This window comes from Edaphobacter sp. FHG110511_03 (assembly GCF_059115365.1).
This window is the reverse complement of the sequence record NZ_JBZYWL010000005.1, coordinates 565,245-587,363: the sequence shown is the minus strand read 5'-3', so window position 1 is coordinate 587,363 and position 22,119 is coordinate 565,245. Positions and strand designations below refer to the sequence as shown.

The window sequence follows — 22,119 nt, the reverse complement described above, 5'->3', positions numbered from 1 at the left end:
ATACCAGGGGAGGACCCGGCTGAGTATGCCCGAATGGCCACAATGATTCCTTTGCTGAGCCATCTCAAACCGCCAAATCTCGTCCATTTGCAAATCGAGCGCTTTTCCCCCTACTTCCAGCATCCGGAATCCCACGGTCTATCCTTGCGGGGGCCGGTGCAGTGCTACTCGTTCCTATATGATTTGGCGCCAGAGGAGCTGACAGACATTGCGTACAACTTCGAGTTCCAGTACATCGATGGGCGGAATCCAGACTCGTACATTGGAGAAGTACGTACCGCAGTGGAGGACTGGCAGGTTCCTTTCAATGCAGGATCGAGTCTCACGTACGCACGTGGACCGGGATTTCTGCGGATCATTGACAGCCGCGCCAATCAAACGCCACGTGCGTATACAATGGCGCAAGTGGAAGCAGAGGTCTATCTCACCTGTGACGACGGAGCGACTATCGAGAGGATCTGGTCTCATCTGCGAGGCGTCGAAATGGAGTTGTCACGACGCGACATACAAGATCTGCTGAAGGATTTCATAAGCGCAAGGCTTTTGATCCGCGATGGAGATCAATAACTCTCTCTCGCAATTCCGTTGAGCGATGTCGATAGGGAAGAAGAAATTAGACCGGCGCAGGAATCTCTGATTCTGATCGCCACGGCGTCGGTCGACATCCGAACGAATAGAACCAACGGGCTTGAAGAGGGGATAGGAGCGTGGGACGACCCGATTCATCCGCTAAATCGCGAGAAGATGGGACTTAGGCGTACCCCGTTCGGCAACATCAATTACAACGGGACGCCAGGCGACTATCGAGGGTACATGCTGCCTCGTTATCATCCCGATTTTTTGGAGTCGATTGAACCCGGCGTACGTTCGATGGTGCAAGCAATTGTCAACCGGGGATGGATAACTTATTTCAGTTGTGAAGGTCACTACTACGCAGGAAAATCTCTAGATCCGTTGAAAGATACGTGGGCATCATTCCTCGGACTAATCAAGAATACGGAAAAAGTGATATGGGAATTCGAAGCGATCCGAAGCCAGCTGGAGATTGCGCAACTACAGCCTTTGCATATTTCCATTCGGAGGATGTATCTGGACACGGGAAACGACCGTCGAGATACCGTTGAATTGTGGATCGAGCGTGATCCAGCGGCGTCCTGGAGAGAGTATTTCCAACATCTCAATGATTTCTCGAGCGTCGTGGTGATGTTCTTGACAGAACACGCAGTGAGGCAGGTCCTGAAACAATGACGGTTTTTGTCACAGAATATGTGATGCTTCATCTCGTCGGACTTGACACCAAAAGTTAGAAGTCCGGTTATGATCCTTTGCGTCGCTCCTTGCGGGTGTGGCGCCATCGCCATGAGCATCGCAATTGGGTGTATGCCTACCCCTTCGACCACTCAGTTTGGTCAACCTACATCTGCTCCACAATCTCCACGTCCTTGCACGCCGTGGTCTTCCCCGGTTTGCTACCGACACTTCAATCCTTCACAGAAGTTCACTACCTGCTCCAGTTGGCATCTTAGCTCCTTGTTCCGGTGCCATTCCTACTCACTGGTACAAATCGGTCAGGCACTCCACCGTGAGTCTTCTCATGCGCTCATGCAAATTCCTTTGGGGCTTCCCGGACCTTTGGTTAGCTGCCGCCGAAGCAATTGCTCGGCTCTCTGCCCTTGGCTGGAGCGAAAAGCGAAGCAGTTGGGTAGCCTCAACTATCGAGAGCCATAGCTACTCGGCAAGACTGCGCCAGCCACTCTCGAAGGTTCTATTCTGCAGGATGCTGACCGCCTGGACGCGATAGGCTTTACAGGAATTGCGCGGTGCTTCTATACAGCTGGCCGCATGGGGCAGCGATCTACGAGCCTTTTGACCCGCGTGGGGAGCGAAGGACTTTGACGTTAAGGGTTGAAAGGCGAAAGTGGTCGCGTTGTTTCGCAAACAGGCAGGTACACTTGGGTCCAGCTCTGAACTGTTACCGTCGTCCAGCGTGTGCGTCCGTCGTCTTCATAACTGACGGCGGCCGTACCCGTAATAGCAAGTGCTTGGCCGCGCTTGAAATCGGGCAGGAGAATACTTGCCCGTGAATCGATCTCGAGATTTCCGAACGTATTGAACAGACCATTGCCTGCATAGTCAGGAAAATAAATCGTGTTTTCCGATGGGCTGCGCACGAATCCAGGATTGCCTCCGCGATGTGAGGCGTCCAGGCCGCGCTCAGGATGCCGCGTCGCAATGAACAAGATATCGGTCGCTTCAAGAATGTCCAGCTGTTCTCGCGCCAATGATTTTCCTTCTTGAAAAGGAATAGATGGAGCATTCTCTAACCAAACCAGAGTACGCTGCGTGATGTACTTTGGACAGTTGGGATAGGCCTCTGTCACCCTGAGCACCATAAGCTTGTCAGACGCTCTTTCGAGCCGACCATTGACCCGCAGACGGCGGCGAGTGGCGAAATCCAACACAATTCCACCAACGAGTTGTTGTTCTTCGGCGGCACTGTGGATTCGTTCGTCCAGTGGCCCTATTGCCTGTTCAAGGTCCAGTTCGATGGCATCGCGGGTTGCGGACATCCAACCGGTTTTACCGGCGGCGGGGAGGCACCACATCGCTTCCTTATCGAGCACAGCAAGGATTAAAAGAGACTGCTGTTTTAGGAAGGGAATTGCCCCTCCTGGAATGTGAGAGGAGATCATAGCGCTGTTGCGATTTGCCTGCTGCATCTCGCCAACCCGCTGCTGAACGCGGCGTTCGCCTTCGTGAAATGGGTCCATCGACATACTTATCTCCAGGTTGCACAGGCGGCCATGAGACATGGCCGCCCGATGGAATTAGAAGATGAGGACGGGGCTGTCCTCGACAAGCCACTTTCGAAGGCTCGGGAGTCCGGTCGTCCCGGGCACCTGGTTCTCCGAGATGAGCGCCATGCCGGAGGCGACTGCATCCTCTGTTGCGCCGAATACAGCCGAGCATCCGCAGGACACACCCGCAACACGGTCTTTGACCAACTCGAAGAGTTCATGCACAGGATGCTTGGGATCTGATAGCAACTTCGGCCAACGAGTCCCGGCGCCCTGGAACAAAATGCTCACTTCATCACCACTTTGCTTGAGCTCATATGCTGCGGCTAGGCCGTTGAATACTCTGCCTAGCGCTTCCTCGGAGTTCGTATTTGGGTTTGACAAGACTACGATTACCGCTTTCATGACATTCTCCTTTAGACCGATCGGTCAATTTGAAATTATATTAGACCGATCGGTATAATCGTGCAAGCGTGACTGGGAGACACGGATTAATGGCAAGAGCCAGTAAGGCGGGGGCAGACCAGGTTTTCAGCTCACTCATCTCCGTTTTTCGCAATCATGGATTCGAGGGGGCGAGCTTGAGCTTGTTTACTGAATCATCAGGCCTCATAAAAGCGAGCTTGTACCATCGCTTTCCGGGAGGGAAGGAACAGATGGCGCTTGCGGCCCTTTCTGAAATTGATCGTATTTTTTCGACGCACGTGCTCGCACCGGTCGATTCGGAAGGAGATCCCTCTCGCCGATTGAAACTCATCGCAGAGCGATTGGACGAGTTTTACGAAGGTGGAACTCAAGCTTGTCTGCTTGAGACCCTGAGTAGCTCTGGCACACCCGAATCCGTTCGAGCTCATGTGAAGAACACACTCGGCTTTTGGATTGAGAAATTCATGCAGTTATCAAAGGAAGCAGGTCTTCCGGCGAAAGAGGCGCGGATACGCGCTGAGGGTGCAGTTGCAGCGATTGAGGGTGCCCTAGTCGTTTCACGAGCCCAGGAAAGCAACAGGGAGTTTAGACGAACTCTAGAGTCTCTTCCTGGGCGCCTTCTGAATCAATAGCCTGGAATACCGAGAGCACACCTCGCTTTGAGGGACGACGAACTGTCGCCCTCATTTCAAAAGTCACAGGTTTAGAAACGCGAAACTTACTTGAGAACACGGTCCGAATCCTTGATTGTCATGTCATTGATACTGACTTCGCGACGCTGCATTAGACCGGACGGAGCGACCTCCCAAAGTTCGTCTCCATAGCTGCGGAACCATTGGCCGCTGTCGTCATGCCACTCGTAAAAGAACTTGACGGCTATACGGTTGTTGCGGAAACTCCAAGGCCGGTTCTTCAGCCTGTAGCCAAGCTCCTGGTTCCATTTGCGATGAAGTGATTCGACGATAGCTTGGCGACCGGTTAGGAATTCGGCACGGTTGCTCCACTCCGTGTCCTCGGTATAAGCGGCGGCGACCTTCTCGGGTCGCGGGTGTTCCATAGATCCTCGGCGAGTTGCACTTTGCGTGTAACCTGCTCAGGATCAGTGAACGGCGGGGCGATGATAGTGCTCACCGTTTCTCCTCTGAATGATGAGTGATATCAAGGTTCTTTAGCATTCGCTAAGCGGATCAATACTTAGGAAGCTGTGAAGTATCCCAACCTCCGCCCACTGCCTTGACCAGCAGAACGCTCGCGTCCATCTCGTGTCGGCGCAACTCGATGTCATTCCTTTCATTTTGGAGGGCAGTCGTTTGTGATGTGACGACTTGCAGGTACGTGTCTACCCCATCCTGATAGCGCCGAGTAAAGAGATCCAACGCCTTCTCAGCTGCCGCGGTAGCTCTGCTTTGTTGCTCCACTTCCTTTGCTAGCACACCCAATTCGATCAAATTGTCTTCCACTTCCTGAAAGGCTGTGAGGCTGTTTTGACGGTAGAGAGCGACCGCGGCGTCATAGTTGGCAATTGCAGCCTCTGAAGTGGCGCGACGTCGTCCACCGTCGTAGATGACTTGGGACATGGATGGCCCTACTGCCCAAAGTCTGCTAGGCCAGTTGAACCAGCTGGCAGCTCCAGTGGATTGAAGGCCAGCTGCGGCGCCTATCGTCACCTGAGGGAAGTATGCAGCTTTGGCGATGCCTATCTGTTCGTTGGCTGCTGCGACGTGACGCTCTGCAGAAGCAACATCTGGACGGCGCTCGAGAAGTGTTCCCGCAACACCTACAGGTATCGATGGTGGTCTCAAGACGAAATCCTTTTGAGGGGCAATAGTTAATTGTGCTGGAGTCTTTCCGACCAACACTGCGATTGCGTGTTCGTAATTGGCCCGGATTTGAACGATATCGCTCTCGGCAACTCGCGCTGCCTCAAGTTGAGTTCGAGCCTGTTCGACGTCTGCTCTTGGAGACGCCCCACCGTTGTAGCGGTCTTCAGTAAGCTTGAGGGCGCGAGCGTATGCCGTAACAGTATCGCCAAGGAGCCGTTCCTGTAGATCAGCACTCCGTAGTCCGAAGTAATCGCGCGCAAGTTCGGCATGGAGACTCAGCTTCGCAGTTTCCACATCTCCGGCTGCTGCCTGCGTCTCCTCTTTTGCCGCGTTTACGGAACGACGAACGCGACCCCACAGGTCGACCTCATAAGAGAGTTCGAGCGGAAACGTGAAGTTGCCGGTACCGTTATTGGCTAAAGCCTGATTGAAGTACGGTTGGTTTTCGGAGGCTCTCTCATTCAGAATGCTCGGAGACAAACTGATGGAGGGAAATTGAGAAGCCCGATTGAACCGAATCGCCGCTCGGGCTTGTCGTAGCCGCGCTTCGGCAAGTTGAAGGTTCTGATTGGCTAGAGTGAGTTGATCTTCCAAGTCGTTGAGTTGGGTGTCTCCGAAGATGACCCACCATTTCCCTCGCTCAGCCTGGTCGTTAGGGCTTGCAACTTTCCAGTCCGAAGTATTCGCTGCGTTGCGAGGTAAGACCTCTTTAAACGCGGGGGGAGAAGGGATAATTGGTTTGACATACTTCGGTCCGACCATGCATCCGGTCCCGAATAGTGTCGCGGTCGCAAGCAATGCAATGGGATAGGGATTCTTCATTGGCCACCGTCTCGATTCTGGGAGCCAACCCGCACGGGCGTTCCGGTTGTGAGTGAATCGGAAGGATTGAGAATGATCTTGTCGTCTTGAGAAAGCCCCGAAGTGACCTCGAGTGTTGAGCCGTAATCACGGCCGACGGTGATCGGAATGAGCTGTGCTTTACCATCCCGTACAGCAGCCACTCGCAAACCCTCAGAGCGGAACAAAACCGTGTTCGCGGGAATGACTAGATTGTTTGCAGTCTTAGTCTTAGAGTCTGGAGCGCGGAAATGAGCCAACACATAAGCACCTGTCTTGATCTCATCTTTTGTGTTCTCGATGTCGATCTCAACCTTCAAGGTTCGACTCGTCTGGTCGATGGCATCTGAAGTGCGGACAATAGTTCCTTGGAATGCTCGGCCAGGATATTCATCCAGCGTAAGGTCCACTGGGCTTCCCAATCGCACGATGGCGGATTCTGCTTCGGGCACAGAGACATAGATACGCAGACGCGAGACAGCAGCCATATGAAACAACTCTTTTGGGCCTCCGGAGCCGGAGTCGATTAGGGCCCCGATATCCGTGTTGCGTGCGGTGATAACGCCGTCAAAGGGCGCGTAAACTTTCTCAAAAGATTGCAACTCCTGTAACCGGTCAACATTCGCTGAAGCGGAGCTAGTTGTGAACTTCTTTGCCTTGTAGTCGCTCAGGTACGTCTCGGCCTCTTGCTTCGACACGGCATCGTCATTTACGAGGTGTTGCCACCGGGTAGAAGTTGTGAAGGCGAGTTCTTCGTTTTCTTGTGCGGTCGACAAATCGTGTTGCGCTTGTTTGAGCTGTTGATCGAGTTCCGGCGTGTCGATCTCAGCTAGCAACTGCCCCTTTCGAACATGAGCTCCAATGTCGAAGTACCACTTCTTGAGGTAGCCATTTGTCCGAGCGTAGATAGGAGTCTCGATGAAGGACTCTGTTGTGCCCGGCAATACGAGCTCTGCTGTCCCTTGTCCAGGTACAACAGAAACTACGTTCACGAGTGGAACCGCCGCACGAGCTGTGACTTCAGCGAGTACCGTAGAAGCAGATCGGCGACTGAGAACTCCCGCCGCAACTACAACTATCACGATCACCGCTGCGACAAGTGCGCTGATCTTTTGGGACAGCGTGAACGGCTTACGAGTTGCATCCGAAATCAGATGCTCAACTCTGTCTTCGCTATATATCTTTTCTGAGTTCAGGTTTTCCATTCTTAGTCTCTTCCTTTACGCTTGCGCGGTCATTTCCGATTTCGGAGGATTTACTTCAGAGGCCTTCTCGATGCGTTTGTGTACGAGACCGAAAATCGATGGCACGAAGAGAAGTGTTGCCACGGTCGCTACGACCAGACCACCGATGACAGCTCGACCGAGAGGTGCGTTCTGCTCCCCGCCGTCACCCAAGCCCATCGCCATCGGGACCATTCCGATGATCATGGCGAGAGCAGTCATGAGAACTGGTCGAAGTCGTGTGCTAGCGGCCTCAATCGCCGCAAGAATGGGATCTCCATGATCAGCGAGCCGGTCCTTCGCGAATGAAACGACTAGGATGCTATTGGCTGTTGCAACACCCATGCACATAATCGCCCCCATGAGCGCCGGGACGCTGAGCGTCGTATGAGTGACGAACAACGACATCACGATTCCGGCGAGAGCAGCAGGAAGTGCCATGACAATGACGAAGGGATCAAGCCAGGACTGAAAGTTCACGACGATCAGCATGTAGACGAGAAGAATCGAGAATACAAGGCCGCCGAGGAGCCCTATGTAAGAGCTACGCATCGTTCCAAACTGACCACGAAGCGTAACGAAGCTTCCTCGTGGCAGGTCTTTCTGGTGTTTGGCCACGATTCGGTTTATTTCACGACCGACGGCACCAAGATCTCTGTCTTGAACGGCGCCGTAAATATCGACAACTCGCCGGATGTTGTAATGATTAATCGAACCCGGTTCCATTGTCCGTCTAATGCTCGCTACGTCAGTAAGGAGGCCCTGTCGAGTTTGACCGGTTCCTGAGATCGGTACGTTTTTAATGTCTTCGTGGGATTGAACTCCATACTGGGGATTCTGAACGACAAGGTTGTATTGCACTCCGTTTTTAGGGTTCAGGAAGTACATAGGTGCTACCTGGAAACTTCCACTGAGCGCAATCAGCATACTGTTGACTACGTCATGCTCAGTAAAACCGGCCTGAGATGCCTTGGTCCGATCAACATTTACCCTTAGTTTCGGGTAGTCCTGTTGTTGTTGAATGCGCACGTCGGCAAGACCAGATACATGGCGCAGTTCAGACAACATTTCCCCTGCGACTTTGGTATTACCCACAACATCCGCCCCTTCTATCTGGATGTCAACAGGGGCAGGTAGGCCAAAGTTCAACGTTTGAGTCACGATGTCCGCGGGAAGGAAATAAAAGGTGTTTCCCGGAAACTTGTCAGCGAGAGTGGCTCGAAGCGTTCGGACGTAGTTGCTAGTTGGGCCATGTTTCTCTTTGAGGGAGACGAGAATATCTGCGTCAGCCTCACCTGTGAGGCCTGAGGTGTTGTACATGTAGTTAATCGAGCTAAAGGGCAAGCCAATATTGTCGAGAATATTGTCGATCTCACCCTCGGGAACCACCGTACGAATGTACTGCTCGACTTCGTCAGCTGTTCGGGCCGTTTCCTCCACGCGCGTTCCCGTTTTGGCTCGAACATGAAGAATGAAGTGCCCGCTATCGCTCTCCGGGAAAAAATCCTGCCCGAGGAATGGAACAAGAACGAAGACGCAGACGCAAAGGAGAAGGAACGCCGGAACGAAGAGCTTCCTTCGTAGGACAAGTTGTTCCAAGAGTGATTGGTAGGCGTCTCGGAGCCGGAGAAAGAGTTTTTCAAACCCCCTTTGAAAACGAGAGAAGACATTGTTTGACGGGGTCGCATGCCCGTGATGGGGCTTGAGTAAAAACATTGCAAGCGTTGGTACAAGGGTCCGCGAGAGAACGTAAGACGCAATCATCGCGAAGATGACGGCTTCGGCCAGAGGGACAAAGAGAAACTTTGGCACTCCCGTCAAAAAGAACATCGGAAGGAAAACGATGCATATGCACATCGTAGAGACCAGCGCAGGAGTAGCAATCTGAGCTGCGCCTTCGAGGATGCCCTCATGGAGGCCGGCCCCCTCTTCGAAATGCCGTTCAATATTCTCGATGGTGACAGTGGCATCATCCACAAGAATTCCGACAGCTAGCGCGAGTCCACCGAGCGTCATGATGTTGATCGTCTGATGGAGGAAGCTCAAGGCGATCAAGGAGCAAAGGATAGAGAGGGGAATCGAGATTGCAATGATGATTGTGCTCCGCCAGCTTCCGAGGAACAGCAAAATCATGATGCCCGTCAATACAGCAGCCACTACGGCCTCTCTGATGACTCCATTCACCGCGCCCTTTACAAAGATCGATTGATCAGTCAGGGGCTGGATCCGAAGTTCAGGGGGCAACGTTTGGGCGACTCGCGGGAGCAACTGACGGGTTTTGTTTACAACGTCGATTGTGGACGCATCGCCCGCCTTGAACACGGTCAATAACACGCCACGCTTCCCATCCTGGCGCACAACGTTTTTCTGCGGAGCGAAGCCGTCGCTCACAGTGGCAATATCGCGGATATAAATCGTTGCGCCGTTGACGGTTTTAACAGGAAGATTATTTAACTCCTGAACCGTTTCGGTATCTGAATTGACGTCAACGTCATATTCGAATTGCCCGATCTTTGCGGTTCCTCCGGGTTGGATTAGATTCTGAGATTGCAACGCCACAAGGACGTCATTTGGCGAAAGTCCTTTTGACTGAAGCCTCTGCTGGTTCAGCGTAACCATTACCTGGCGGGTCTTTCCTCCGAAAGGGAAAGGGATCGACGAGCCAGGCACGGTGACTAGTTGGGTACGCAAAAAGTTAAGTGCAAGATCGTTCAGTTGAGGCTCGGAAAGCTTGTTGCCGGACAATCCCAGTTGCAGCACCGGAACGGCAGATGCGCTGTAGTTCAAAACGAGCGGAGGTAGAATTCCTTGGGGCATTTGCCTGAGGATCGCCTGAGAGATTGCCGTTACCTGTGCATTTGCTTTGTCCACGCTCGCGTTTGGCTGAAGGTAGACCTTGACGACCGCAGTCCCATTGATTGTCGTGGATTCAATATGCTCGATGTTGTCTACCGTTGTCGTGAGCACCCGCTCGTAGACTGAGGTTATTCGCCCTTCCATTTCAGTAGGGTTCAATCCGGCGTAATCCCACGACACGGCGATCACGGGGATATTGATGTTTGGAAAAATGTCTGTAGGGGTCTGAAGGATTACGACCGGGCTCAGGATCAGAATGAGCAGGGCCAAAACGATGAAGGTGTAGGGGCGGCTCAGGGCAATCTTTACAATCCACATTTGGCATTCCTTCTTGCAGTGAGGCAAGCGTCAGGTTGGCTTGCTAGTATCGAAACGCTACGTATAGTATGATTACCACAATTGCAAAGGGATTCAAAAAATGTCGGCGATCCGGATTTCTTGGCTTGTCGCATTCCGCCGAACCAGGAACACTATTCGTGAGAATGGTGGATGATATTTCAAGGAGATAGCGATGACGCAGTCTGCAATACTGTTCGATACAGGCTCAAAGGCAAAGCTGAAAGATGATCGGGGCGGAAGTTCTAAATCAGAATCTCGAGGAGGTCGTCCTCGCAGCGAGGAGTCTGAAGAAGCGATTCTGGCAGCGACCATCGAACTGCTCTCCCAAAAGCCCCTACGCGACATCTCGATCGAAGAGATCGCTCGTAGAGCAAATGTGGGAAAGACCACCATATATAAATGGTGGCCAAGCAAAGCATATGTCGCTCTAGACGCGTTCTTGAGAAAGATAAATCGCATGGTGCCAACACCCGATACGGGTTCGGTCAGGAGAGACATTTTGGAACAATGCCGCTCGTTGATCACGTACTACAAGAGCCCCGCTGGCCGCATCCTGGGTCAGTTCGTTACGGAGAGCGAGTCCGACAAAGAATTCGCATCTCTTTTTCGCGAGCGATTTCTCAAGCCCAGGCGTGAAGCAGCGGGAGTCATTTTTGATCGCGGAATCCAACGTCGAGAGATCGATCAGAATATCAACCGGGAGCTTGTCCTCGACATGATCTATGGTCCGACTATCTTTCGTTTGTTCGTCGGACATGCCCCCCTCGATGACAAATTGGCAGATGAAATGGTCTCGATCCTGTTTGGAGGTTTGGACAAAAAGCACTCCAGGAGCGGAGGAAGTGCAGGTAAGACCGCCCGGAAGCACAGCGCGAATCGTGTATCTAAATGAATCGCGGACTGGCAAAGCCGCAGTCACGATGCATCCGTCTGACATTCCTATGACCTCTGTACCGGAATCAGCAAATTGAGAACGATGCGGGTGTAAGACCGGCTTGTTGATCTTGGTGATCCGCATAAAAGCTCACGCCTCTCGAAGAATGACAGCTAATTTCACCCATCACGAGGAGCAGACTGCGCCTGGAAGCGCGATTCCGATGATGCAGCTGTCGATTGTGGCTTTTGCCTGGTCCGGATGTCTTGTACAGGATTGCTATTTTGAAGATTCGCGCGTCGCTCTTTAGTGCCTTGTCGTCCAGCTCACCTAGACTCGTCACTTCACTCGTGATCCGTCGGGAAAACTGAGAGCAATCCTGTACAAGACGAGCCGCCAAATAATGCGTGAGTCTTGAATTGTGAACGCATCTGAGAAGCCTTATTGGAACTACGTTCGTCGTTGGCTGTTGTGCTCGGCAACAGCTCTTGGTCCAATTTGCCTGCTCGCTATGTCGCCAGCGGTGGGCTTTTGTCAACGGGCTCCGGTATCGCCAGATTCGCCTTGGCTCTCCGACGACTCTAAGATCTCGCGTTATACCGGCGTCGTCGACCGGCGCGAGATCGAAATTGACCGGCAGCATGTCTATACTCTCGGAGAACTGATCGATATCGCTGAGTCGAATAACCCTACGACTCAATCGGCATGGAATCAGGCGAAGGTAAATGCTGCATCAGTCGGAATTGCGAAGAGCGAACTCTATCCGACGGTTGTGGCTACGGTCACAGGAAAAACTTTCCTGAACCCTCCGCTCCTTTTTCAGTCGTTCGCTGTTCAAGATATCGGGTATTACGAGGCGGCGGTTCATCTCGACTACACGCTGATTGATTTTGGTGCGCGACGCTCGGAGGTTACGGCCGCTCAGGCTCGCCTTGTGGCTGCCAACCTCAACTTCAATAACGAACATCTGTCACTCATTCGTCAGGTTAGCGAAGCATACTACGGATTGCTTAATGCGATTGGTTTGCGCAAGGCAGCAGAGATATCTTTGAGCGATGCGAAGGTTCTCGAAGCTGCCGCACAAGACCGTCGCGATAATGGCCTCGCCACGGTTCCGGAAGTGCTAGAGGCGCGTGCTGCTTCAGCGAAAGCGAACTATGACCTAAAGAGTGCTCTCGGTGCTGAGCGTGTGGAATTTGGTCATCTTGCTAGGGCTGTGACCGCCTCTCCGGTCAAACAATTCCAGGTCGCCGCCCTTGAAGAATTACGGATACCCGATCATTTAGACCAATCGGTCGAAGATGCAATTGCAGTTGCCTTCCATAGACGACCGGATCTAATAGCGGATGAGGCTAAAGTCCGAGCTTCTGAAGCAGAGGTAAAGCACGCTCGCAGTGCATACTATCCCACGTTAACGTTCAGTGGTTCTCGGGGCTGGCTGCGCGCATGGGGTCAACAGGAATCATTTGATGGCACATATGCACAAACGAAGACCTATGATGCGACCTTAGGCTTGCACTGGACCGTGTTTGACGGATTCCGTAGAGAGAGTCGCATAGCCGAGGCAAAAGCTGAAGAAGCAGCGGCGAAAGATCACGTTCATGATCGAAAGGATCACATCACGGACGAAGTCTGGGGTGACTATGCGAACGCAGAGACAGCGCTGGAACAACATCAGGCAGCGGTAGCACTTCTTGCCGCCTCTGCCGAGTCGTATTCTGCCGCTCTTGAATCGTACAAAGATGGGGTACGGAACTTCCTAGACGTGCTCGCAGCCGAGAATGAACTTGCGCGTGCCAGAGCAATCAGTGTGACCGCGAGCACACAGGTCCTTGAGACATTCACGGATCTTGCCTTTCGTACGGGAGATCTGCTCGTAAATCACCCGAAAGGAAATCATCCATGAGCCAACAAACTATGGTGCGCCGTGCCGCTACCCTGTGGCTGAACACGGCCTTCGTCAAAACAACAGCGATAGCACTCCTAACGATGTCTCTCGGAGGTTGTTCGAACTCTCCCGAGTTCAACGTCTTGGGTTCTTATTTTCCATCCTGGATAGTCTGTCTCGCGATTGCTGCGACGTTGACCTTTGCTGTCCATGTAGTGATCACAAAGCGGAGAGTGGCTAGTCAACTTTGGCCTCTGCCACTGGTTTACACAGCCCTTATCTGCTTTCTCAGTTGCACGTTTTGGATCATCTTCTTCGAATAGTGAGGCAATATTTCGTGAGCGACTCTCAGCAAGATTCACAGCGGACGCGACTAGGAACGGCTTTTAGCGCATTGGTAGTTGTCGGAGCTCTCGTCTCAGCTAGCATTGTCATCCGGGATGTCACTGTATTTCCGCGCACGGATGATGCCGAAGTGACCGCCAATTTCATTGGTATGGCTCCGGTAGTTGAAGGGCCTGTCACTCAATTGCCGATCCACGATAACGATCTCATAAAGAAAGGGAACCTCCTCTACAAGATTGATGATCGGCCCTATCTCTATGCGCTGCAAAACGCGTTGGCCGCTCAGGCGCAATTAGAAGGTGAGATCCAAAATGAAACAAGGCGGATATCTTCCCAAGTTAACCGAGTGGGCGTGGCAACCGCTGGACAGCAGAACGCCGCTGCGAACGAAATACGAGCGGATGACGAAATCAAGGTCGCCGAAGCGGAGATCACGGCGTCAGACGCTTCATTGCGGCAAGCTCAAGCAGACGAGAGCTACGCTATTGGCAACTTCCACCGAATTGAGCCCCTGCTGCAGAAGGGATTCGTCACCGTCGATGATGTACACCGAGCCAAAAGTCTGGCTGAGGCTAAGACGGCGGCCGTAGAACAACAGAAATCTCGGTTGGCATTAGACAAGGCCGGCTTGCTTGCAGCGACAGCGCAAAAGCAACAGGCGGTCGCACAGATGGCCCAGAGTCAAGCGCAGGTTAAAGAGTCAAATAGTTCCGTATTGGTCTTGGAGCCTTTACTTGCTCAGCGTGAGAGTCGCGCAGCAGCTGTCAGTCTCGCTAAGTACAACTATGAGCAGTGCAGTGTGCTCGCTCCCTTCGATGCGCGAGTTACCAACCTGACAATCTCCGAAGGTCAGTATGCCAAGGTGGGAGAGACGCTCTTCACGCTTATCGACAACAGAACTTGGTGGGTACTCGCTAACTTCCGCGAGTCACAGATGGGGCATGTGCAACCTGGTACTCCGGTGGACGTTTTCCTTATGACCGATTCTCAAAGAAGACTGCATGGTGTTGTGGAGAGCGACGGATTTGGTGTGACACCTGATCCGGATGTGGTTGGCAAGATATCCGATGGATTGCCGGAGGTGCAGCGAACATTAAATTGGGTTCGTCTCGCTTCTCGCTATCCCGTCCGAATCCGAATCACAGATGCGCCTCCAGGAGTATTGCGTGTAGGGCAAGTCGCTGTGGCCAAGATGACGAAACGTGGTCATGAAGACGTTGCGAGCAGGTAAGGAAAACTGATGAGTGGAACGAAGCAGGCAATCTCTTCATTGGAGCGGCTGGGGAGCATCCTTCGCGCTGAACTTGCCTATTATCCCGGACGTATCTGGCTTGCCTGTCGAATAGTCATAACCTGCACGACGGTGATGATTCTAATCATGGTCTTTCGCATCCCAGCTGCGGCCCTTGGAGCTTATTATCCATTGCTCGTATCTCGTGAAGGCCCCCAGGCGACCCGGAAGTCTGCGATGCGTATTGCGTTGGCTTGCACGTTGGGCACCGCGGAAATCATCTTGGGGGGTGTCTTGACTGCCGGCTCCCCTTTTCTGCACTTTCTCTGGGTTGTGACAAACCTTTTCGTTGTTTTCTATCTCATTAGCAGCCTGAAATTCATGGACGCAGCACTGTCCTTGAGTGTTGTAATCGCCATTGCAATCGAAGTTTGGGATGATCCCGTATCCGGGTCCATGCGGGTGCAACACTCTCTCTACACCCTTCTCTCCGTCCTGATGGCATGTGCAATCTCCGCATTCATTGAGACCGTATTTGCAAAGAAACATACAACTGACGCGGTGCCGGAAGGTGTTCAGCAGCGTCTTGCGTTGGTTGAGGAATTGCTGCGCAACTCTAACGCGGAGAGGCACCGATCGGCAGCACTCGGAATCCAGTTGAACCGCCATGCCACGCGAGGGATCGGTGACCTTCGAGAGGTGCTGGCTGACTCAAACTACGCCGAGGGATATAAAGAACAACTTTCAGCCGTTCTTGCACTAACAGGGCAGTTGATTGAGCTGTCGTTCAATTTGTCTGAATCGGCCATTAGTCTCTCGACCAGCGACATCGGCTGCTGCCTTCTCGTTGCTGACCGTATTGCTGAAATCAGAGCGAGCCTTCTGAAAGAAGAAGCACCTGACTGGTTGGATAGTCCCGATACGGTTCATTCCGATTCAGCAATCTTGGTCGAAATCGAGCGAACAGTGGATTTGATTGCGCAGAGTTTCAACGATGAGAATCTGCCCGTACATCACCATCTCCCCGTATCAGCTGTCCCATCGATAAACAAGGGTATCTTCGTCCCAGATGCCTTTAAGAGCAGTGAACATTTCAAGTTTGCCACGCGGGGCATGTTGACTGGGTTGCTGTGCTACCTCTTCTATATGTCGACAGGGTGGATGGCTCTAGGCGGATCAATAACCACATGCTTTCTGACCGCTCTTCCCAACACTGGTGCCAGCCGACATAAGCAAACTCTGCGATTTGCTGGGTTCTTTTTGGGTGCTTGCGTCTTGGGTCTTGGTGCAGAGGTTCTCATCCTGCCTAAGATTGATACATTACTGCAGTTCGCCTTATTGTTTGCCTCAGTGGTTGCCATTGGTGCTTGGGTAGCTACTTCGGGGCCACGAATTGCGTATTGCGGTTTTCAGATCGTATTGGCATACGATCTCGTGAATCTTAACAAGTTCACTATCAATACTTCTCTTGTGCCCGCCCGGGACGCAATCCTTGGAATCGCCTTATCAGTGGTTGCTATGTGGCTGATTTTTGATCATCTCTGGGCAAAGTCGTCGACGATTTCTGTGCGGTCCCTCCTGCTGACTGCGCTGAAAGACGTGGCATCTTTGGAGCGGCATGCTGGCGAATCACCTCAGATCGTCAACCAACGTCTAGTAGCAGAGAGCAGCCGTATTAATCGGAACTTCGATAAGGTGCGTGCCCTCTCAGATTTTTATGTCTTTGAGTCGTATCCGAAGACAAGAGAAGAAGTTGTCTTTGATCAATTTGTGAGGACCTCGCTTCCACAAGTGCGTACCTTATTGCTTCTCAAGACTGGATTACTTCAACATTGGCTCTTGAACGGAGTTGTAGAGCCAGAAAACGCAATCGTCCAAGAGGTTCAGAACCGCTCTTCTGAAATTATGTTCGGTCTCGCGAGAGTTCTAGAAGGGCTCTTCCTCGAGTCGGATGCCACGCTGGCTTCCCGTGACGAGGAGCTTGCCCACCTCATGAGAGCTGAGACCGCGTCAGCTCAAAGAGATGCGGATAGGGGGCGGATGATGGAGATGAGGCTATGCTCTTCTTTGCTTGATCTTGCCACTCATATACGTGAAGGAGTTCGACTCAACTTAGAAGGGGATCGGGTCAGCCCTTAGCTGCCTGTCTAATTGGAGAAATCGTAGGGTATGGGGCTTTCATCTTCGTTGTCGGTAGGGCGCTCATCGGGACTTCCCGACCTTTTGGCGCCAAACTTGAAGGTCATGTTCTGTGGCATTAATCCTGGGCTGAGGGCGGCTGCGCATGGTCACCATTTCACGGGTGGGGGAAATCGGTTTTGGCGGGTCCTTCATCTCGCGGGCTTCACGCCTATACAGGTCCGTCCAGAGTTCGACAAAAGCATTCTCGAATACGGCTATGGGCTCACAACCGCAGTATGCCGACCGACGGCGCGAGCTGAAGAGCTCGCAAAGTCTGAGTTTTCCAATGCTGCTGCTGTACTGGCGGAGAAAATTCGCAAATTTAGCCCGGACCGTGTGGCGTTCCTCGGCAAGCCGGCCTTTGCGACCATGTACCGGAAAAGAGTCGTCGAGTGGGGATGTCAGCCGGAGGCTGTCGCGGGAATTGAAGCCTGGGTTCTCCCAAACCCCAGCGGGCTGAATCGCGGATTTAGTTTGGAGGATCTTGTGGCCGCCTACCAAGAACTGTATCTGGCGATCAAATAATAAAGCGCTATATCGTTTCGACCCAACTTCCAACCTGGCGGTATCTCCCGTAGCAGCAATCCTATACAAGACACGTGAGCGTAGGAGTTTCACAATAGCTTGTTATGAGATCCGAATTGGTTCACGCTGCAATGGTTAACGTCCCTAGCCGATATCTTCTCGTCAATGTTGCAAGTCAGACGACCCGCCTTCTTCATAGGCCGCATACACAGATCAGCGAGACGGTGAACGAAGTGCTCGATTTCTTCCACCGTCTCAATCCGGTCGCGGAAGCGGTACGTCGGGTTGAGTATTAGAGAGCCAAACAAGGGAAAGGCTATACGCGGTTCGAGGTCGCCTCGCACCCCGGCAGCAAAATTTAGGAGGCCAGCAGTGGGGATATCTAGAAATCCTTGGAAGAAGAATAGAGTCACAGAGCTCTTAGGAACTCGCTATCCAATTATTCAAGGGCCGTTCGGAGGTCTGTCTTCGGTTCAACTCGCAGCCGATGTATCGAATGCCGGCGGTATGGGCTCGTATGGCGCACAGCCGCTCAGTCCCGCCGATATCACGAAGACTGTGGACGAGATCCGCTCTCGAACCACGAACCCTTTCGCAATAAACCTCTGGGTCTCCACCCATGACAATGAAGCTCTTTCCATTTCCAAGGAACAGGTCGAGGACGCTGCAAAGGCGGTTCATCGCTACTTTGAAGGATTGAACGTTCCGCTCCCTCAAACTCCGAATTTCGTTTTCCAAGACTTTGCCGCGCAGGCTGATGCGTTGCTCGCAGCATGTCCCCCAGCCGCAAGCTTTGTCTTTGGAGTTCCACCCAGAGAATTGTTGGACGAGTGTCGGCTGCGCCACATTCGGACAATCGGTACCGCGACTACGGTCGACGAAGCCAGGGTGCTTGAGGAGGCAGGATTTGACCTGGTGGTGGCTCCGAGCTTTGAAGCTGGGGGGCATCGAGGGTCGTTCTTAGCACCCTCCGAAGTCTCGTTGATGGGAATGATATCGTTACTTCCTCAGATCGTCGATAGCGTGGGAATTCCCGTCATCGCGGCTGGAGGAATCGCCGATGGTAGAGGCATCGCAGCGGCCTTCGCTCTGGGTGCCGAAGCTATCCAAATCGGAACTGCATTTCTAGTGTGCGGCGGATCAGGAATCAGCCCAGTTCATCGAAGGACGCTTCTGTCGGAGGCTGCGAATGTCACAGGATTGACCAGGGCTTTCACCGGTAGGCTTGCCCGTGGTATTCGAAATCGTCTTTTCGAAGAGTTCGAAGATCCAAGCTTCAAGTCACTTCCTTATCCCATCCAAAAACATCTACTTAATTCCTACACACAAGCGGCCGTCGAGCATCAGCGGGTGGATCTTCTTCCAATGTGGGCGGGACAATCAGCGCCTCTGATCGAGCATCTAGAGGTGGTTCCGTTAATGCGGAGTTTGGTGGAGGAAACTGAGCGAATCTTTCAACGTTTCTCCGTCTGAGTTTGGACGGAAGGTTCCTATTGAATCCTGCGTAATCCAACGAGATGAGCGATAGCAATCTGATACAAGACAGGCGAATCTTTAGGCGTTCATGATGTGGCTTGGGTAAGCGAAGAAGGGACAGCCTTGAATATCGATTCGGACGACAAAGGAATAAAAGGCTCCGACCTGATCGTCCGTGCGCTTCAAAACGAAGGTGTCGAATTCATCTTCGGTGTACCGGGTGAAGAGAACCTCGACATGATCGAGTCTCTTAGGACGTCCAAAATTATATTGATCGTGACAAGGCACGAGCAGGTTGCTGGTTTCATGGCTGCAACATATGGTCGGCTCACTGGAAAGGCGGGTGTTTGCCTCAGTACACTTGGACCCGGTGCAACCAATCTTGTCACCGCCGTAGCCTACGCATATCTCGGCGGAATGCCGATGCTTCTCATCACTGGCCAGAAGCCGATTCTGGCGAGTCGGCAAGCGCGCTTCCAGATCATCGATGCGGTTGCGATGATGCGGCCTCTCACAAAGTCTGCTAAGCAGGTCATTGACGCCGGAAACATAGCTACTCTCATCCGGGATGCGTTTCGAACTGCTGAAGGAGAGCGTCCAGGGCCTGTCCATCTTGAATTGCCAGAGGATATCGCCTCACAAACAACGAAGCGTACGTCGTTAGTGCCGGTCGCCCTGGCGACGAAGCCTGTGGCTCCGGATGAGGCCATTGAGCAGGCTGTGTCTCTTCTTCGATCTGCTCACCATCCCTTGATCCTGATCGGTGGCGGGGCAAATCGGCCAGGTCTCGCATCGGTGCTGTCAGCTGCGATACGTGAGCTTCGCATCCCGTTCTTCAATACGCAGATGGGTAAAGGAGCAATCAGTGGCAACTCTGATCTGTATCTCGGAACGGCTGCCCTGTCAGAAGGTGATTATGTCCATCTAGCAGTTGATTCTGCCGATGTCATAGTCAGCGTCGGTCATGATACGGTCGAGAAGCCGCCGTTCATCATGCGCGATGGTGGTCCTCACGTCATTCATTTAGATTTCAATCCTGCCGATATTGATCAAGTCTATTTTCCTCATGTAGAAGTCATCGGGGATATAGCCGATAGCATGACTCGCCTATCTAAAGCCTATTATCAATCGCCAAGCTGGGATGTGGACTATTTTCAGCGAGTACAAGCCTCGGTATTGCAGCATACCGCTGAAGGTAAAGATACCTCTAGGTTTCCCCTGGCTCCCCAGCGGATTGTTGCCGATGTCAGGTCAGTGATGCCTGACGATGGCATTCTGTGCCTCGACAATGGAATGTATAAGATATGGTTCGCACGAAACTATAGAACGCACATCGCGAACACGATACTGCTCGACAACGCCTTAGCGACAATGGGTGCGGGACTTCCGTCGGCGATGATGGCGGCCCTTCTCTATCCCCACAAGAGAGTTCTGGCAGTTTGTGGTGACGGCGGGTTCATGATGAATTCTCAAGACCTTGAGACCGCTGTTCGTCTTGGGTTGAATCTCGTTGTTCTCATTATCGAAGACGGCGGCTACGGAATGATCCGATGGAAACAACAGGCCGAGGGGTTCGCAGACTTCGGTCTTTCATTGGTAACCCCGATTTTGTTGCATATGCGGCATCGTATGGCTTGGTCGGGATGCGAGTGACCAGAGCAGACGAGCTTGCTCCGGCGATCGAGCGTGCCTTTCAGTCCGGTAGCGTTCAGTTGGTGGTTGTCCCAATCGACTATTCCGAGAATAAGCGCGTCTTGCAGAATGAGTTGAAGGCAAAAGCTGTCTCGCTCGAATAACCTTTGGCGCTGGTAGAAAGGAAGTCGTTCCATGCGTATTTATCAGCCATACGACCGCAAACTCATTGCGGAGGTCTCCGTTGACGACGCTACAAGTGTCGAAAAGAAGCTCGATCGTGCGTACGAGACGTTCGGGAGACGGTCGAATTGGCTCCCTGTACATAAGCGCATCGAGATTTTGAAGTGTCTTGCTTACCTTGTCGAAGAAGAGCAAGAGCAGTTTGCAATGCTAATTGCCCGGGAAGGAGGGAAGCCGCTTACGGACGCCCGTGTTGAGGTGGCCCGCGCCATCAATGGAATTGAGATCGCCAATGCGACCATGATGCGTATGGCCGGAGAAGAGATCCCGATGGGTCTAACTACTGCCGCGGAAAATCGTTATGCCTTTACAACCAAAGAGCCAATCGGCGTTGTCGTTGCAATCTCGGCATTCAATCATCCTTTGAATTTGATCGTGCATCAGGTTGTGCCAGCCATCGCTTCAGGTTGTCCTGTCATCGTCAAACCCGCAATGACCACTCCTCTCAGTTGCATCCGATTTGTTGAGTTGGTCCACGAAGCGGGCCTTCCGGACGCCTGGTGTCAAACAGCCATCGCTAAGGACGTCTCCCTCGTTGAGAGTCTTGCTACCGATCCGCGTGTTGCCTTTCTTAGTTTTATTGGTTCAGCGAAGGTCGGTTGGCATCTTCGGTCGAAGCTTGCTCCAGGTACACGATGCGCCCTAGAACATGGAGGTTCGGCTCCTGCAATCATTGACGTTTCGGCGGATCTTGATACAGTGATCGAGCCCTTGGTAAGAGGCGGCTACTATCACGCTGGACAAGTATGTGTTTCAACCCAGAGAGTTTTTGTACACGACGATATTAAGAAGGCATTCGTGGACCGGTTCGCCGATCGGGTACAAGAACTTAAGGTTGGCGATCCCACCAAGGTAGAGACAGAGGTTGGTCCGCTTATCGTATCGAAGGAAGTTGACAGGGTCGATTCTTGGATCAAGCAAGCGACTGAACACTCGGGAATTCTGGTAGCCGGGGGCAAACGTCTCAGCGATACGACGTATTCTCCAACAGTTATTGTCGATCCACCCTATACGACCCTCGTATCGCAGCAAGAGGTTTTCGGTCCCGTCGTTTCCATCTACGGCTATCGAGAGTTGCAAGATGCGATCGATCGTGCGAACAGCCTTCCTTTTGCATTTCAGGCCGCCATCTTTGCGCAAAATATCAATGTTGCTCTCACTGGCGCACATCTTCTCGATGCTTCAGCGGTGATGATTAACGATCACACTGCATTTCGTACGGATTGGATGCCATTCGCAGGACGGCATCAAGCGGGCCACGGTACTGGAGGAATCCCTCACACAATTCAAGATATGACCCAAGACAAAATGATCGTTATGAGGTTCTAAAGAACTGCAAACGACGAGTGCTTGTCTCTTTCAGAAGCGTTTGGTTGACCACGACTGGAATGTATCGAGTCAAAGGAAATTTCTAGATAA

19 protein-coding genes are annotated in these 22,119 nt (G+C 52.5%); 13 read left to right on the top strand and 6 right to left on the bottom strand.

The window, feature by feature from the left end:
- Positions 1-33: 33 nt before the first annotated feature.
- Together AC5S26_RS22250 and AC5S26_RS22245 are read left to right on the top strand one after the other, a co-directional pair.
- A complete protein-coding gene (locus AC5S26_RS22250; RefSeq protein ID WP_494187130.1) occupies positions 34-567 on the top strand; it encodes a hypothetical protein in 534 nt (177 codons plus the stop codon).
- Between the two features lie 18 nt (positions 568-585).
- The gene (locus AC5S26_RS22245; RefSeq protein WP_494187129.1) at positions 586-1,248 is read left to right on the top strand and encodes a hypothetical protein; all 663 of its coding nucleotides are present in this window, start codon (positions 586-588) and stop codon (positions 1,246-1,248) included.
- A gap of 650 nt (positions 1,249-1,898) precedes the next feature.
- Here the strand turns inward: AC5S26_RS22245 and AC5S26_RS22240 are convergent.
- Both AC5S26_RS22240 and AC5S26_RS22235 read right to left on the bottom strand, forming a co-directional pair.
- Positions 1,899-2,813, bottom strand: coding sequence for a hypothetical protein (locus AC5S26_RS22240; RefSeq protein ID WP_494187128.1), 915 nt, complete (start codon positions 2,811-2,813; stop codon positions 1,899-1,901).
- A gap of 15 nt (positions 2,814-2,828) precedes the next feature.
- The gene (locus AC5S26_RS22235; RefSeq protein WP_494187127.1) at positions 2,829-3,203 is read right to left on the bottom strand and encodes a DsrE family protein; all 375 of its coding nucleotides are present in this window, start codon (positions 3,201-3,203) and stop codon (positions 2,829-2,831) included.
- 89 nt (positions 3,204-3,292) lie between these two features.
- On the opposite strand from AC5S26_RS22235, the gene AC5S26_RS22230 reads away from it, so the two are divergent.
- The gene (locus tag AC5S26_RS22230; RefSeq protein ID WP_494187126.1) at positions 3,293-3,856 is read left to right on the top strand and encodes a TetR/AcrR family transcriptional regulator; all 564 of its coding nucleotides are present in this window, start codon (positions 3,293-3,295) and stop codon (positions 3,854-3,856) included.
- 86 nt (positions 3,857-3,942) lie between these two features.
- Here the strand turns inward: AC5S26_RS22230 and AC5S26_RS22225 are convergent, their stop codons facing one another.
- The 4 genes from AC5S26_RS22225 to AC5S26_RS22210 form a co-directional block, all read right to left on the bottom strand.
- The gene (locus tag AC5S26_RS22225) at positions 3,943-4,281 is read right to left on the bottom strand and encodes a DUF1348 family protein (RefSeq protein ID WP_494187125.1); all 339 of its coding nucleotides are present in this window, start codon (positions 4,279-4,281) and stop codon (positions 3,943-3,945) included.
- Positions 4,282-4,411: 130 nt separating this feature from the next.
- Positions 4,412-5,869, bottom strand: coding sequence for an efflux transporter outer membrane subunit (locus AC5S26_RS22220; RefSeq protein ID WP_494187124.1), 1,458 nt, complete (start codon positions 5,867-5,869; stop codon positions 4,412-4,414).
- Complete coding sequence (locus AC5S26_RS22215) at positions 5,866-7,092, bottom strand: efflux RND transporter periplasmic adaptor subunit (protein WP_494187123.1); 1,227 nt, start codon at positions 7,090-7,092, stop codon at positions 5,866-5,868. Before AC5S26_RS22215 ends, AC5S26_RS22220 begins: the two co-directional genes overlap by 4 nt.
- 15 nt (positions 7,093-7,107) lie before the next feature.
- The gene (locus AC5S26_RS22210; RefSeq protein WP_494187122.1) at positions 7,108-10,284 is read right to left on the bottom strand and encodes an efflux RND transporter permease subunit; all 3,177 of its coding nucleotides are present in this window, start codon (positions 10,282-10,284) and stop codon (positions 7,108-7,110) included.
- A gap of 193 nt (positions 10,285-10,477) precedes the next feature.
- Here AC5S26_RS22210 and AC5S26_RS22205 point away from each other — a divergent pair, with 193 nt between their 5' ends.
- From AC5S26_RS22205 to AC5S26_RS22160, 10 genes are all read left to right on the top strand, one after another.
- Positions 10,478-11,197, top strand: coding sequence for a TetR/AcrR family transcriptional regulator (locus tag AC5S26_RS22205; protein WP_494187121.1), 720 nt, complete (start codon positions 10,478-10,480; stop codon positions 11,195-11,197).
- Positions 11,198-11,600: 403 nt separating this feature from the next.
- Positions 11,601-13,085 carry a TolC family protein gene (locus AC5S26_RS22200; protein ID WP_494187120.1) on the top strand — a complete coding sequence of 495 codons (1,485 nt, stop codon included), beginning with the start codon at positions 11,601-11,603 and terminating at the stop codon, positions 13,083-13,085.
- A complete protein-coding gene (locus AC5S26_RS22195; protein WP_494187119.1) occupies positions 13,082-13,390 on the top strand; it encodes a YtcA family lipoprotein in 309 nt (102 codons plus the stop codon). The genes AC5S26_RS22200 and AC5S26_RS22195 overlap by 4 nt, the downstream gene beginning before the upstream one ends.
- Positions 13,391-13,461: 71 nt before the next feature.
- Positions 13,462-14,643: an HlyD family secretion protein gene (locus AC5S26_RS22190; RefSeq protein WP_494187118.1), complete on the top strand. Its 1,182-nt coding sequence runs from the start codon at positions 13,462-13,464 to the stop codon at positions 14,641-14,643.
- A gap of 9 nt (positions 14,644-14,652) precedes the next feature.
- On the top strand, positions 14,653-16,782 hold the full coding sequence (locus AC5S26_RS22185; RefSeq protein ID WP_494187117.1) for an FUSC family protein: 2,130 nt from the start codon (positions 14,653-14,655) through the stop codon (positions 16,780-16,782).
- Positions 16,783-16,812: 30 nt separating this feature from the next.
- The gene (mug, locus tag AC5S26_RS22180) at positions 16,813-17,349 is read left to right on the top strand and encodes a G/U mismatch-specific DNA glycosylase (protein WP_494187116.1); all 537 of its coding nucleotides are present in this window, start codon (positions 16,813-16,815) and stop codon (positions 17,347-17,349) included.
- Between the two features lie 372 nt (positions 17,350-17,721).
- Positions 17,722-18,822 (top strand): NAD(P)H-dependent flavin oxidoreductase, encoded by a 1,101-nt coding sequence (locus AC5S26_RS22175; RefSeq protein ID WP_494187115.1) that lies wholly within the window; start codon positions 17,722-17,724, stop codon positions 18,820-18,822.
- A gap of 126 nt (positions 18,823-18,948) precedes the next feature.
- Entirely contained in the window at positions 18,949-20,478 is a 1,530-nt protein-coding gene (locus AC5S26_RS22170; protein WP_494187114.1) for an acetolactate synthase large subunit, read from the top strand.
- The gene (locus AC5S26_RS22165; RefSeq protein ID WP_494187113.1) at positions 20,475-20,621 is read left to right on the top strand and encodes a hypothetical protein; all 147 of its coding nucleotides are present in this window, start codon (positions 20,475-20,477) and stop codon (positions 20,619-20,621) included. The genes AC5S26_RS22170 and AC5S26_RS22165 overlap by 4 nt, the downstream gene beginning before the upstream one ends.
- Before the next feature lie 31 nt (positions 20,622-20,652).
- Positions 20,653-22,029, top strand: a complete 1,377-nt coding sequence (locus AC5S26_RS22160) for an aldehyde dehydrogenase family protein (protein ID WP_494187112.1) — start codon at positions 20,653-20,655, stop codon at positions 22,027-22,029.
- Positions 22,030-22,119 lie beyond the last annotated feature (90 nt).

What these genes read in the sequence shown, in the direction of transcription:
- AC5S26_RS22250 (WP_494187130.1), top strand. Translation starts at nt 34, where the DNA reads ATGGCCACAATGATTCCTTTGCTGAGCCATCTCAAACCGCCAAATCTC.
- AC5S26_RS22240 (WP_494187128.1), bottom strand. Translation starts at nt 2,813, where the DNA reads ATGTCTCATGGCCGCCTGTGCAACCTGGAGATAAGTATGTCGATGGAC.
- AC5S26_RS22235 (WP_494187127.1), bottom strand. Translation starts at nt 3,203, where the DNA reads ATGAAAGCGGTAATCGTAGTCTTGTCAAACCCAAATACGAACTCCGAG.
- AC5S26_RS22230 (WP_494187126.1), top strand. Translation starts at nt 3,293, where the DNA reads ATGGCAAGAGCCAGTAAGGCGGGGGCAGACCAGGTTTTCAGCTCACTC.
- AC5S26_RS22225 (WP_494187125.1), bottom strand. Translation starts at nt 4,281, where the DNA reads ATGGAACACCCGCGACCCGAGAAGGTCGCCGCCGCTTATACCGAGGAC.
- AC5S26_RS22220 (WP_494187124.1), bottom strand. Translation starts at nt 5,869, where the DNA reads ATGAAGAATCCCTATCCCATTGCATTGCTTGCGACCGCGACACTATTC.
- AC5S26_RS22215 (WP_494187123.1), bottom strand. Translation starts at nt 7,092, where the DNA reads ATGGAAAACCTGAACTCAGAAAAGATATATAGCGAAGACAGAGTTGAG.
- AC5S26_RS22210 (WP_494187122.1), bottom strand. Translation starts at nt 10,284, where the DNA reads ATGTGGATTGTAAAGATTGCCCTGAGCCGCCCCTACACCTTCATCGTT.
- AC5S26_RS22205 (WP_494187121.1), top strand. Translation starts at nt 10,478, where the DNA reads ATGACGCAGTCTGCAATACTGTTCGATACAGGCTCAAAGGCAAAGCTG.
- AC5S26_RS22195 (WP_494187119.1), top strand. Translation starts at nt 13,082, where the DNA reads ATGAGCCAACAAACTATGGTGCGCCGTGCCGCTACCCTGTGGCTGAAC.
- AC5S26_RS22185 (WP_494187117.1), top strand. Translation starts at nt 14,653, where the DNA reads ATGAGTGGAACGAAGCAGGCAATCTCTTCATTGGAGCGGCTGGGGAGC.
- mug (WP_494187116.1), top strand. Translation starts at nt 16,813, where the DNA reads ATGGGGCTTTCATCTTCGTTGTCGGTAGGGCGCTCATCGGGACTTCCC.
- AC5S26_RS22160 (WP_494187112.1), top strand. Translation starts at nt 20,653, where the DNA reads ATGCGTATTTATCAGCCATACGACCGCAAACTCATTGCGGAGGTCTCC.